At 72.8% G+C, this 13424-nt stretch carries 9 protein-coding genes and 1 pseudogene; 1 reads left to right on the forward strand and 9 read right to left on the reverse strand.

The window, feature by feature from the left end:
* Positions 1–68 precede the first annotated feature (68 nt).
* The 5 genes from hemW to EDF18_RS02720 all read right to left on the reverse strand — a co-directional run bounded on the left by hemW (position 69) and on the right by EDF18_RS02720 (position 5701).
* Positions 69–1295: a radical SAM family heme chaperone HemW gene (gene hemW / locus EDF18_RS02700; RefSeq protein ID WP_123546164.1), complete on the reverse strand. Its 1227-nt coding sequence runs from the start codon at positions 1293–1295 to the stop codon at positions 69–71.
* 2 nt (positions 1296–1297) lie between these two features.
* A complete protein-coding gene (locus tag EDF18_RS02705; RefSeq protein WP_123546166.1) occupies positions 1298–2050 on the reverse strand; it encodes a DUF1990 family protein in 753 nt (250 codons plus the stop codon).
* Between the two features lie 3 nt (positions 2051–2053).
* The gene (gene lepA, locus EDF18_RS02710; protein WP_123546168.1) at positions 2054–3907 is read right to left on the reverse strand and encodes a translation elongation factor 4; all 1854 of its coding nucleotides are present in this window, start codon (positions 3905–3907) and stop codon (positions 2054–2056) included.
* Between the two features lie 230 nt (positions 3908–4137).
* A complete protein-coding gene (locus tag EDF18_RS02715; RefSeq protein WP_123546170.1) occupies positions 4138–4482 on the reverse strand; it encodes a DUF4190 domain-containing protein in 345 nt (114 codons plus the stop codon).
* Positions 4483–4555: 73 nt separating this feature from the next.
* Positions 4556–5701 (reverse strand): pyridoxal phosphate-dependent aminotransferase, encoded by a 1146-nt coding sequence (locus tag EDF18_RS02720; protein ID WP_123546172.1) that lies wholly within the window; start codon positions 5699–5701, stop codon positions 4556–4558.
* A gap of 309 nt (positions 5702–6010) precedes the next feature.
* Here EDF18_RS02720 and rpsT point away from each other — a divergent pair, with 309 nt between their 5' ends.
* A complete protein-coding gene (gene rpsT / locus EDF18_RS02725) occupies positions 6011–6271 on the forward strand; it encodes a 30S ribosomal protein S20 (RefSeq protein WP_123546174.1) in 261 nt (86 codons plus the stop codon).
* 115 nt (positions 6272–6386) lie between these two features.
* On the opposite strand, the gene holA is transcribed toward rpsT, so the two are convergent.
* From holA to leuS, 4 genes and pseudogenes are all read right to left on the reverse strand, one after another.
* Positions 6387–7421 carry a DNA polymerase III subunit delta gene (holA, locus tag EDF18_RS16545; RefSeq protein WP_233569047.1) on the reverse strand — a complete coding sequence of 345 codons (1035 nt, stop codon included), beginning with the start codon at positions 7419–7421 and terminating at the stop codon, positions 6387–6389.
* 693 nt (positions 7422–8114) lie between these two features.
* A pseudogene (locus EDF18_RS16770) lies at positions 8115–10055 on the reverse strand (ComEC/Rec2 family competence protein); the annotation flags it as partial.
* Positions 9950–10663, reverse strand: a complete 714-nt coding sequence (locus tag EDF18_RS02735; protein ID WP_123546178.1) for a ComEA family DNA-binding protein — start codon at positions 10661–10663, stop codon at positions 9950–9952. The pseudogene EDF18_RS16770 and the gene EDF18_RS02735, both read right to left, overlap by 106 nt.
* A gap of 97 nt (positions 10664–10760) precedes the next feature.
* Positions 10761–13391, reverse strand: coding sequence for a leucine--tRNA ligase (gene leuS, locus EDF18_RS02740; RefSeq protein WP_369878086.1), 2631 nt, complete (start codon positions 13389–13391; stop codon positions 10761–10763).
* Positions 13392–13424: the final 33 nt, after the last annotated feature.

Genomic DNA, 13424 nt, shown 5'->3' on the forward strand with positions numbered 1-13424 from the left:
TCCCGCTCGGGAGGCGCGCCTCGCGTCGTCCCGGCCGCGTCCAGCGTCGACTCGGGTCGCGTCGGCCCTCAGACCGGGAGCAGCCGACGGACCACGGCGTCGGCCATGAGCCGCCCCGTGCGCGTGAGGACGACCCGACCGGCCAGCGCCTCGCGCCCCTCGACCCAGCCGTCCGCGATGAGCCCCGCCACGGCCGCGCGGCCCTCGGGATCGAGGTCGGAGGTGGGCAGGCCCTCGCGCATCCGGACGGCGAGCAGCACCCGCTCGACCCGGCGCGTCTCCGCGTCGAGCGTCTCGCGGCCGGCCCCCGGCGACTCCCCCGCGGCCATGCGCTGGCCGTAGGCAGCCGGGTGCTTCACGTTCCACCAGCGGACCCCGCCGACGTGGCTGTGGGCGCCCGGGCCGACGCCCCACCAGTCGTGGCCTTGCCAGTACGACAGGTTGTGGCGCGAGCGGTGCTGCTCGTCGCGCGCCCAGTTGCTCACCTCGTACCAACCGTAGCCCGCGGCGGCGAGCCGGTCGTCGGCGAGCTCGTACATGTCGGCCGCGGTGTCGTCGTCGGGCTGGGCCACCTCGCCACGGCGGATCTGCCGAGCGAGCTTCGTGCCGTCCTCGACGATGAGCGAGTACGCGGACAGGTGGTCGGGCTCCTGCTCGAGGGCGACGTCGAGCGACCGGGACCAGTCGTCGATCGTCTCGCCGGGCGTGCCGTAGATGAGGTCGAGGCTGACGTCGAGCCCGGCGTCGCGCGCCCAGCGCACGACGAGGGGCACGCGCTCGGGGTCGTGCGTCCGCTCGAGGGTCGCGAGCACGCTCGGCACCGCGGACTGCATGCCGAAGCTGACGCGCGTGAAGCCGGCGGTCGCCAGCGCCTCGAGGTACTCGGCGTCGACCGAGTCGGGGTTCGCCTCCGTCGTCACCTCGGCGCCGTCGACCAGCCCCCAGGTGTCGACGACCGACGAGAGCATCGCGGCGAGGTCGGAGTGCGACAGCATCGTGGGCGTGCCGCCGCCGAAGAAGACGGTCGAGACGGGACGAGGAGGCAGCCCGGCGCCCCCGAGGACGCGACCGGCGAGGCGCACCTCGTCCACCGCCTCCTGCGCGTAGTCGTCACGTCGGGCCCCGCGCAGCTCGTCGCCCGTGTAGGTGTTGAAGTCGCAGTAGCCACAGCGCACCCGGCAGAAGGGCACGTGCAGGTACACGCCGAAGTTGCGGTCGGCGACGCCCTCGACCACCGAGGCCGGCAGCGAGCCGTCGACGGGGGCAGGGTCGCCGAGGGGAAGGGCTCCGGGCACCGTCAGTCGCCCGACCGGCGCGAGCCGGGCTCGCGGATCTCGTCGTCGTGAGCGGCCTCGGCGGCGGCCTCGAGGTCGACGTCGGCCTCGGCCGGGACGTCGGGCTCGCTCAGGCTGAGGGCGCGCAGGTAACGACGCGTGTACATCGCCTGCTGGCGGCGCATGAAGGGCTCGACGAGCTTCCAGCGCCAGGTGCTGGGGCGGGAGAACGAGCGGATCGACAGCCAGACGGAGCCGTCGTCGGTCTGGTCGACGACCCAGCTCTCCTCGCCGCTCTCCGGGTGGCCGTCGAGCGTGCCGTAGGCGAAGCCCTTGCGCCTCGGCTCGTCGACGACGTAGACGACCCGGACGGGTGCCTGCACGCTGCGGCCGTAGGCCGAGATGGACAGGGTCGCCGTCGTGCCCGCGGTGAGGAACGGCGTGCCGTCCGGCGCGAAGCGGGACTCGTCGCGGCCCTGCTCCCAGTGCGCCGGGTCCACGGGGACGCCGTCGTCGTCGAAGGTGACGGGGTGGTAGCCGCCCTCCTCGACGGGCGGCACCGAGTCGACGTGGACCTCGATGCCGCTGCGCTCCTGGATCTTCCAGGTCATCGTGGCGATCCACGCCGCCTCGAAGCGGGCGTCCCCGTGGCCGACCCTGGTGCGGTACTCGGCGGGGCGGAAGCCCTTGGGCGGGTACTGCATCAGGTCGGGCGCCTGCGTCGCCCCGACCTCGCCGTAGGTCGTGTGGGTCTCGGCGTGGGTCGAGCGGCGCATCGGCTACTTCTTCTCTTTCTTCGCCTCGGTGTCGCCGCTCAGGGCGGCGATGAACGCCTCCTGGGGCACCTCGACGCGACCGATGGTCTTCATGCGCTTCTTGCCCTCCTTCTGCTTCTCGAGCAGCTTGCGCTTGCGGCTGATGTCGCCGCCGTAGCACTTCGCGAGGACGTCCTTGCGCATGGCGCGGATACTCTCGCGCGCGATGATGCGGGCGCCGATCGCGGCCTGGATGGTGACCTCGAACTGCTGTCGAGGGATGAGCTCGCGGAGGCGACCGGTCATGAGGACCCCGTACGCGTAAGCCTTGTCGCGGTGGACGATCGCGCTGAACGCGTCGACCTGCTCGCCCTGGAGAAGGATGTCGACCTTGACCAGGTCGGCCTCCTGGTCGCCGGTGGGCTCGTAGTCGAGGCTCGCGTAGCCGGCCGTCTTCGACTTGAGGCTGTCGAAGAAGTCGAAGACGATCTCGCCGAGGGGCATCGCGTAGCGGATCTCGACCCGGTCCTCTCCGAGGTACTCCATGCCGAGCAGGGCGCCGCGGCGCTGCTGGCAGAGCTCCATGATGACGCCGACGTAGTCCTTCGGGGCGAGGATCGCCGCCTTGACCATCGGCTCGCTCACGCTGGCGATCTTGCCGCCGGGGAACTCGCTCGGGTTGGTGACGGTCACCGTCTGCTTGTCGTCGGTGGTGACCTCGTAGACGACGCTCGGCGCCGTGGTGATGAGGTCGAGGCCGAACTCGCGCTCGAGGCGCTCGGTGATGATCTCGAGGTGCAGCAGCCCGAGGAACCCGCAGCGGAACCCGAAGCCGAGCGCGACGCTGGTCTCGGGCTCGTAGACGAGGGCGGCGTCGGACAGCTTGAGCTTGTCGAGGGCCTCGCGCAGGTCGGGGTAGTCGCTGCCGTCGATCGGGTACAGGCCCGAGTAGACCATCGGGAGGGGCTCGACGTAGCCGGCCAGCGCCTCCGTCGCGGGCTTGGCCGAGGTCGTGACGGTGTCGCCGACCTTCGAGAGCCGCACGTCTTTCACACCGGTGATCAGGTAGCCGACCTCGCCGACCGAGAGGCCCTGGCTCGGCGTCGGCTCGGGGGACGAGACGCCGATCTCGAGGATCTCGTGCGTCGACTTCGTCGACATCATCTGCACCTTCTCGCGCGGGTGCAGGGTGCCGTCGATCATGCGGATGTAGGTGACGACGCCGCGGTAGCTGTCGTAGACGGAGTCGAAGATCATCGCGCGCGGCGAGGCGTCGAAGTCGCCTGTGGGCGACGGGATGCGGTCGACGACGCGGTCGAGCAGCTCGGTGACGCCGATGCCCGTCTTGCCGCTGACGCGCAGGACGTCGGCGGGGTCGCCCCCGATCAGGCTCGCGAGCTCGGCCGCGTACTTCTCCGGGTCGGCCGCCGGCAGGTCGATCTTGTTGAGGACCGGGATGATCTCGAGGTCGTTCTCGAGCGCCAGGTAGAGGTTCGCCAGCGTCTGGGCCTCGATGCCCTGCGCTGCGTCGACGAGGAGGATCGCGCCCTCGCACGCCGCGAGCGACCGGCTGACCTCGTAGCTGAAGTCGACGTGGCCGGGCGTGTCGATCATGTTGAGGGCGAAGGTCTGGCCGTCGCGCTCCCAGGGCATGCGCACGGCCTGGCTCTTGATCGTGATGCCGCGCTCGCGCTCAATGTCCATGCGGTCGAGGTACTGGGCGCGCATCGCCCGGTCTTCGACGACGCCGGTGATGCCCAGCATGCGATCGGCGAGCGTCGACTTGCCGTGGTCGATGTGCGCGATGATGCAGAAGTTGCGGATGTGCTCGGGCGCGGTCTTCGCCGGCTCGAGTGCACGGGTTGCTAGGGGGCTCACACGGTCCTCAGGGGGTGGCGGGCGGTTGTCGCCTCGATTCTCCCACGTCGCGCTCGGGAACCGTGTCGACAACTCCTGCGCTGTGCACTGCACCATCGCCGTGACTGCGCTGCCGGGGGCTCCCGGCACACCCGTCAGGAGTTGTCGACACGAGGCGCGGCCCCACCGAGCGGGCGGCAGCGGACGGGCAGGCGTCAACCGACGGGCAGGCGTCAGCTGACGAGCAGGCGTCAGCCGAAGTACTGGAACAGGCCGAGCAGGCCGATCGGGACCGCGGCCAGGAGCCCGACGACGAGGAGGACGACGCTGCCGAGCAGCATCACCCCCGACGAGATGATGCCGATCAGCGCCATCGTGCGGCCCTCGGGCTCGCGTCGGCGACCCAGGACGCCGAGGACGACGCCGACGATCGGCACGACGAAGGTGAAGCTCAGCGCCACCGACGCGATCCCGAGCACGAGGCTCGTGAGGCTCAGCGGCGAGTGCAGTCCGCCGGCCGCCGCGGGGGCGGCAGGAGCGGCAGGGGCCGCGGTGTGCGCGGCGACGGGCGGGGTGGTCGGTGCGGTGTTCGTCATGTCTCGAGCCTACGAAGGAGACGCAGCCCGCCTGAAGGGGGCAGACCCCCGGATCGAGGCGGGGGCGTCCCCGTCAGGCGCCGGGTGCGGGGAGGGCCCGGAGCCCGCGCTCGATCACTTCGGGAGCCGCGGCCAGGCAGATGCGGATCCAGCCCTCGCCGGACCGGCCGAAGGCGCTGCCCGGCGCGACGGCGACCCGCCGCTCGAGCAGGAAGCGCTCGGCCCAGCCGGCGACGTCGCCCTGCGACGCGTGGCTCACGTCGATCCAGAGGTAGAAGGCGCCCTGCGGGTCGAGGTGGGCGATGCCGCGCTCCACGAGCAGCGCCGTGGCGAGCTCGAGGTTCTGGCGATAGTGCTCCCGGGCCTCGGACACCGGCCCGTGGTCGCCGGTGACGGCGGCGAGGGCCGCGTGCTGGTCGGGCTCGGCGACGCAGCTGATCATCGCCTCCTGGACCGTCCGCATCGTCGGGGCGAGGCCACGCGGCGTCACCAGGTAGCCGACGCGCACGCCGGTCATGGCGTAGGTCTTGCTCAGCGAGAACGCGCTGAAGACGCGGTCGTCGGCGTCGAGGGAGGCGATGCTCACGTGCGGCGTCCCGTAGGTGAAGTACTCGTAGACCTCGTCGCTGATCACCCAGAGGTCGTGTCGGGCGGCCAGGTCGAGCAGCCCCTGCAGCACCTCCCGCGGCCAGACCACCCCGAGGGGGTTGGACGGCGAGTTGACGACGACGGCTCGCGTGCGGACCGTGACGGCCGCCTCCAGCTGGTCGAGGTCGGGCAGGAAGCCGTGGCCGGGCGAGAGCGCGTACGGCACGGGGACGGCGTCGAGCATGTGCGCGTTCATCGAGAACGTCGTGTAGCCGGGGTCGGGCACCAGCACCTCGTCGCCCGACGCGAGGACGAGCCCCATGGCCTGGTGGAGCGCCTGGGTGGCCCCGACCGTGACCCAGACCTGCTCCACGTCGACGTGCAGGTCGTTCTCGCGGGCCAGCTTCGCCACGAGGGCCTCGCGGAGGGGCGCGATGCCGCCGTTCGGCGTGTAGCCGGTGCGGTCCTCCGACCAGGCACGGCGGGCCGCGTCGCCGACGTGGTGGGGAACGGGCACGTCGGGCTCGCCGATGACCAGCATCGCGACGTCGTCCAGGCCGGCGGCGAGCTCGAAGACCCTGCGGATCCCGGAGGCGGGGACGGATGCGATGTGCGGGGCGAGCGACGGCATGACGGCACCGTACTACGGGCGACACGCCCTCCCGCTGGGTCACCACCGCCCCTCGGGGACGCCCTATCATTGAGAGTCGGGCGACGTGCTGGTAACGTTGCCTGTTGGCTTGCGCGGAACGTCTGACGTGACGGATCGCGAACGCAGCCGAGAGCCGCTCCGGTGGCACCACCGGCGGCAGTCCGGGGAGAGCGCGTCTCCTCCCGGTCGGCTCGCAGCACCACCTCACAGAACCGTCCCCCGGGCACGGCGCCGCATCCTGGTGCCGACAGCCCAGTCATACGACACACGAAACAGGAAGTAGCGAACGTGGCGAACATCAAGTCGCAGATCAAGCGCATCGGCACCAACAAGAAGGCCCAGGACCGCAACAAGGCCGTCAAGAGCGAGCTGAAGACCGCCGTCCGCGCCGCGCGCGAGGCCATCGTCGCCGGCGACAAGGACAAGGCGACCGCGTCGCTGGCCCTCGCCTCGAAGAAGCTCGACAAGGCCGCCAGCAAGGGCGTCATCCACAAGAACCAGGCCGCGAACCGCAAGTCGTCGATCGCGAAGCAGGTCGGCGCTCTCTGAGCCTGACCCCCTGAGCGCATCGCGCTCGCTGCGAAGGGCCCCGTCTCGACCGAGACGGGGCCCTTCGCGTTCCACGAGGACGTCAGGATGACAGACCCGCGAGCCGGGCAGCCGGTCAGCGCCCGACGGCACCCCGCGTCGCCACGGTCGTGACCATCCGCTCGAGCGCGTAGATCGCGTCGCGCTGCGCGCCCTTGACCGCGGCGTCCGTCTCGGCGAGCAGCTCGATGCACCGGCCCAGGCCGTCCTCGCTCCAGCCACGCACGTCGCGCTGGGCCCGCTCGACCTGCCACGGCGCCATGCCGAGGCGAGACGCGAGCTGGCCGGACGGGCCGTAGACGCCCTGCACCTTCGCCATGGTGCGGATCTTCATCGCGAAGGCCGCCACGACGGGGACCGGGTCGGCACCCGACGAGAGGGCGTGCCGCAGGAGCACGAGCGCCTCGCCCTGGCGCCCCGCGATGGCCGCGTCCGCGACCTTGAAGGCGTTCGTCTCGACCCTGCCGGCGTAGTACTTCTCGACCGTCGCCTCCGTGATCTCGTCCGCCGCGTCGGAGATCAGCTGCTGGCAGGCGCTGGCGAGCTCGGCGAGGTCGTCGGAGAACGCCGTCACGAGCGCGCGGAGTGCGCCGCTCGACACACGTCGACGTGCCGACCGGAACTCGCCCGCGGCGAAGTCGTGCTTCTCCGTGTCCTTCTTGAGCTCGGCACAGACGACCTCGACGCCGCCGCCCACGCCCGCACGGATCGTGTCGAGCAGCTTCTTGCCGCGCACTCCCCCGCCGTGCCGCAGCACGAGGTAGGTGTCGTCGGCCGGCGACTCGAGGTACCGGAGCGTCTCGGTGAGGAACGCGTCGGTGCACTTCTCGACCGACACCACGCGCAGGAGGCGCGGCTCGGCGAACAGGGACGGGCTCGCGAGCGTGATGAGCTCGCCGGGCTGGTAGTGGTCGGCCTCGAGGTCGTGGACCTCGAGGCTCGAGTCCTCGGCGACGAGCTGGTCGCGGAGCTGCCGCACGGCACGCTCGGCGAGGAACTGCTCGGGCCCGCTGACGAGGACGACCGGCGCGGGGCGGATCGCGTGCCAGGGGACCTGGTCGACGGCGACGCTCGCCTTCTTCGTCGTCTTGCCGGTGGTTCTCGCGGCCACGGTCCTCCTCGGTCGAGGACGCCTCGGGCGCCCGGCTCCCAGCGTAACGGCCTCCCCCGACGCCGCCGGCGCCCAGGACCCCGCGGCCCCCGCGGCCGACGGGTCGGCGGACGGCGCGTGGCCCGCGACGGCGTGTCGGCGCCAGAGCCGCACGCCGCCCGAGTCGTCGACGACGACCGCGGCGTCGCCGTCGAGATCGGTCCTCGTGACCTCGGCGCCCGCCTCCTCGACCATGTCGAGAGCCTCTCGTCGCGGGTGCCCGTAGCTGTTGTCGGCACCGACCCCGACGAGCCCGACCGAGGCCCGGGCGGCCGCGTAGAGACCCGCGTGCTGGTCGGCGGATCCGTGGTGGGACACCTTCACGACGTCGACGCCCGAGAGGGCCCCGCCCGACGACGAGAGGAGGAGACGCTGCGGCGCCTCGGCGAGGTCGCCGAGGTCGAGGAGCGACAGGCAGCCCGTCCGACAGCCGGGCAGCGGCCGCCACAGGGTGACGACGCTCGCGTCGTTGCCCGCCGCGTCCGCCCGGACCGGCCAGAGCACGGACCAGCCGAGCTCGCCGAGGACTCCCCCCACGCCGACCGCGACCTCGACGACCTCCGCACCGCCGCCGGCCAGGTCGTCGACGACACGCTCGTCGTCGGGGCTCGCGGTCGGCCCGACCAGGGCACGGCCGACTCGTCCCGTGACCACGTCGACGGCTCCGACGTGGTCCGCGTCGAAGTGCGTGAGCACGAGGAGGTCGATCCGGTCGACCCCGAACCGGCGGAGGCAGCCGCCGAGCGCGGCCTCGTCGTCGCCGACGTCGACGAGGGCCACCTGGCCGTCGCTCCGGACGAGGACAGCATCGCCCTGCCCGACGTCGCACTGGGCGATCGTCCAGTCGGCAGGGACGGCGCTGCGCTCCCCCGTGCGGACGCCCACGACCGCACCGGCGCCCACCGCGAGCGCGCCCGTGAGCAGGACGACGACGACCCGCCGCAGCCGCCCGCCCGGCCGGGCGAGCACCGCCCCGGCGACGAGGACGGTCAGAGCAGCCAGGAGCACGACTCCCGTCGGCCCGCCGGGCCACTCCACCCGGGCGAGCGGCCAGGACGCCACGGAGCGGGCGACCGCGCCGATCCACGTGGCCGGCACCCACGCGGCCCGTGCGACGAGCTCGGCCGGGCCCGGAGCCCAGGAGGCGGTGGCGCACACGACGAGGCCGCCCACGGTCGCCAGGGGCGCCGCGGGCTCGGCCAGCACGTTCGCGACGACGCCGTGCACGGCCACCCGGGGGTCGAGGAGCAGCAGCACCGGCTGGCACGCGAGCTGCGCGGCGACGGGCACGGCCAGCACGGCCGCCACCGGGCGCGGCAGGAACCGGGCGAACGCGTCGGCGAGGGGCGCCGCGAGCACCACGAGACCCGCCGTGGCGAGCACCGACAGGGCGAAGCCGAGGTCGCGGGCCAGCCAGGGGTCGCCGAGGAGCAGGCCCGAGACCGCCAACGAGACGACGGGCAGTCCCGACACGGGCCGACCCGCCGCGAGGTGGACGAGCACGACCAGGGCCATGACCGAGGCGCGGACGATGCTGGGCTCGGGGGTGACGAGCACGAGGAACGCGAGGAGCAGGACCGCCGCGAGGAGGAGGCGCGCCAGCCGCGGTACTCCCAGGGCCCCGCCCACGAGCATGACGAGGGCGACGAGGACGGCGCAGTTCGACCCGGACACGGCGGTCAGGTGCGAGAGGGAGGACGCCTTCATGGCCTCGTCGAGCTCGTCGTCGACGGCGGACGTGTCGCCGACGGCGAGCCCGGGCAGGAGGCTGCCGCCGTCGCCCGGCAGCTCCGCGGTCACGCCGCGGAAGTCGGAGCGCACCGAGTCGGCGAGGCCCGCTGCCCCGGACGGCGGCGCCCCGGGGACGACCTGGCCTCGCACGGCCGCGACGAAGGCGACGTCGTCGCCCGGCTCGACCGGGAGGACCGAGACGCGGGCGGACACCTCCTGCCCCACCTCGATCGCCGCCCCCTCCGCGACCCTCGGCCCGAGGAGGAGGAACGACGCCCGCCCGCGCCACACGACCTCGTCGGCCACGACGACCTCGCGCACCGTCACCTGCACGGCTCGTGTGCCCGCCGCCACACGGCCCGTCGCCGTGCCGTGCAGCTCGGCGGAGTGGCCCGACAGGGCGACGAGCTCCTCCGGGTAGCGCACGTGCTGCCGTGCGGCCGCACCCGCCAGCACGAGCCCCGCGACGAGCGCCACGAGCGCGACCAACGCCGCGGCGGGGACGACGCGAGACCCCGGCGACCCCGAGGCGCGCTGCCGACCTGACGCCGACGGCGACGGCGACGCAGACGCCGAGGACCACTCTCGTCGAGCCCGTCGTCCGGCCCCGACGGCGACGAGCAGGGCCGCGGCCCCGACGAGGAGGAGCAGGACGCTCACCGTGACGTGCAGGTCGGGCCTCGGCAGGACCGCGACGAGCACGGCCCACGACGAGCCCGCCGGCGCGGCCCAGCGGACGTCGACCTGAGTCGGCGCCCTCACACGGTGACCAGGGGGCTGAGCTTGGCGAGGGTCTTCTCCCCGATGCCGCTGACGCCCAGCAAGTCGTCCACCGACCGGAACGCGCCGTTCTGCCTCCGCCACTCGAGGATCGCCGCCGACGTCGCGGGCCCTATCCCGGGGAGCGTCTCGAGCGCGGCGGCGTCGGCCGAGTTGAGGTCGACGAGAGCTGCCCCCGGCCCGGACGCGCCGCCGTCCAGCGCGGAGCCGGCACCCGCCCCCGACCCCGCCCCCGCGCCGAACCCGCCGCCGGGCCCTGCCGCGGCCGCCTCCCCCGTCGCGGGCACGTACAGCTGCTCGCCGTCGACGAGGGGCCGGGCCAAGTTGACCGCGCCCTGCTCGGCGTCGTCGGCGAAGCCCCCGGCGGCCGCGACGACGTCGACGACGCGTGCCCCCGACGCGAGCTCGTAGAGACCCGGCAGCGCGACCCTGCCGTGCACGTGCACGAAGACGGGCGAGCCGGCTGCCCCGGGTGCCCCCGACGAGTCGGCCGCCTCGGACATCCCGTCGGCGGGCGTCGGTCGCGACGTGATCGCGGTCTCGCCCGCGCCTCCTCGGGTCGCCGCCGCCGAGATCGCGACGGTGACCGCGAGCACCGCCAGCACGAGCACGACCACGGCCCCGACGCCGAGGCGCCAGCGCGGCCCGCGGGGGGCCGCCGGATCGGGCGCGGAGCGGAAGTCGACGACCATCCCCCGACCGTAGGAGGAGCGGCACAGCACCCGCAGACGACGACGGCCGCCCTGGGGAACCAGGACGGCCGGTCGGCGGCGGGGAGGAGCGAGTGGGCTACTTCACCGCGATGGCGACGAGGCGCGGCGCCCGCACGACGACGTTCACGATCTGCTTGTCGCCGACCGCACGCTGCACCGCGGCGGAGTCGCGAGCCAGGGCCTCGAGCTCGTCGGACCCGATCTTGGGCGAGACCTCGAGACGGTCGCGGACCTTGCCGTTCACCTGCACGACGGCCGTGACGCTGGTCTCGACGAGCAGGGTCGGGTCGGCCCGGCGCCAGCCGAAGTGGGCGACGCCCACGCCGTCGTAGCCGAGCAGCTCCCACATCTCCGACGCCGTGTAGGGCGCGAAGAGCGAGAGCCCGAGGGCGACCGTCTCCGTCGCCTCGCGGACCGCGGGGTCCGCGGCGCCGGCGCCGCTGTCGATCGTCTTGCGGACGGCGTTGACGAGCTCCATCAGGCGGGCGACGACGACGTTGTACTTGAACGCCTCGCTGAGCCCGGGGGCCTCGGCGAGGAACCGGTGGGTGATCCGGCGCAGCGCCTGGTCGCCCTCGGCCCACACCACGTCGCGCGGGCTGTCGACGTCGGTCGCCAGCCGGAACGCCCGGGCGAGGAACTTCGCGGACCCGGCCGGCGAGACGTCGGCCCAGTCGATGTCGTCCTCGGGCGGGCCGGCGAAGGCCATCGTCAGGCGGATCGCGTCGACGCCGTGCTTCGCGATCTCGTCGGACAGGCTGACGACGTTGCCCTTGCTCTTGCTCATCTTGGCGCCGTCCTGCAGCACCATGCCCTGGTTCAGCAGGGCGCTGAACGGCTCGGTGAAGTCGACGTGGCCGAGGTCGAAGAGCACCTTGGTGATGAAGCGCGCGTAGAGCAGGTGCAGGATCGCGTGCTCGACGCCGCCCACGTACTGGTCGACGGGGGCCCACTTGCTCGCCTGGGCCGGGTCGAACGCCCGCTCGGAGTCGGTCGGGTCGAGGAACCGGAGGAAGTACCACGAGCTGTCGACGAAGGTGTCCATCGTGTCGGCGTCGCGGCGCGCCGGCGAGCCGTCGCGCGGGTCGGGCACGTTCACCCAGTCGGTCGCGGCGCCCAGGGGCGAGCTGCCCTTGGGCTTGAGGTCGAGGCCCTCGGTCGAGGGCAGCAGCACGGGCAGCTGGTCGACGGGCACGGGCACCTCGACGCCGTCGGCGCCGTGCACGATCGGGATCGGCGTGCCCCAGAAGCGCTGGCGCGAGATCAGCCAGTCGCGGAGGCGGTAGGTCTTCGCGGCCTTGCCGGAACCCGACTGCTCGAGCAGCTCGATCACGCGCTTGATCGCGTTCGACTTGCTCAGGCCGGTGAGCGGCCCCGAGTTCATCAACCGGCCCTCGCCGGTCAGGGCGACGCCGGTCGACGCGGGGTCGAGGTCGGGCAGGTCGTCGGGCAGGATCGCCTGGCCGTCCTCGTCCAGCTGCAGCTTGGGGATGACGCCCGTGACAGGCGCGTTGGTGTCGACGACGACGCGGACCGGCAGGTCGTACTTGCGGGCGAAGTCGAGGTCGCGCTGGTCGTGCGCGGGCACGGCCATGACGGCGCCGTGGCCGTAGTCGGCGAGCACGTAGTCCGCGGCCCAGACGGGCATCGGGTCGCCCGTGACCGGGTTCACCGCGACGCGCCCGAGGGGCACGCCGGTCTTCGGACGCTCGCTCGACTGGCGCTCGATCTCGGTCGCCTTCTGCACCTCGACCAGGTAGGAGGCGAAGGTCTCCTTGACGTCGTCGGTCGCGTCGGCGACGAGCTCGGCCGCGAGGTCGGAGTCGGGCGCGACGACCATGAAGGTGGCGCCCCAGAGCGTGTCGGGACGGGTCGTGAAGACCGTGACCCGCTCCTCCCTGCCCTCGATCTCGAAGTGCACGTCGGCACCTATCGAGCGGCCGATCCAGTTGCGCTGCATGTTCAGCACCTTGGTCGGCCAGTGGCCCTCGAGCTGGTTGAGGTCGTCGAGCAGGCGGTCGGCGTAGTCGGTGATCTTGAAGTACCACTGCGTCAGCTTCTTCTTGACGACGACGGCGCCCGAGCGGTCGGACGTGCCGTCGGCGAGGACCTGCTCGTTCGCGAGCACGGTCTGGTCGACCGGGTCCCAGTTGACCCAGCTGTCCTTGCGGTACGCGAGGCCCTTGTCGTACATCTGCAGGAACAGCCACTGGTTCCACTTGTAGTACTCGGGGTCGCTCGTGTGCAGCACGCGGTCCCAGTCGAACGACGGTGCGTAGAGCTTCATGCTCTGCTTCTGCTGCTCGATGTTCGCGTAGGTCCACTCGCGGGGGTCGACGCCGCGCTTGATCGCCGCGTTCTCGGCGGGCAGGCCGAAGCTGTCCCAGCCGATCGGGTGCAGCACGTTGAAGCCCTGCTGGCGCCAGTAGCGCGTGACCATGTCGCCGAGCGCGTACTGCTCGGCGTGCCCCATGTGCAGGTCGCCCGACGGGTACGGGAACATGTCGAGGATGTACTTGCGCGGCCGCACGTCGTCCGGGTCGACGGCGAAGGGCTTCGCCTCCTCCCAGATCGCCTGCCACTTGTGCTGCAGGCGGGCGGGGTCGTAGGCGCGCTCCGTCTCGCCCTCGGCGGGGGCCGGGGTCTCGGACGCCGGGGTGGTGGACGCCTGGTCGGCGGACGGTATCGTGTCGTGCTCGTGGGCCACGGGACTCTCAATCGCTGCGGTGGGGAGGCGGAC

This window comes from Frigoribacterium sp. PhB107 (genome assembly GCF_003751515.1).
Classification (GTDB): Bacteria; Actinomycetota; Actinomycetes; order Actinomycetales; family Microbacteriaceae; genus Frigoribacterium.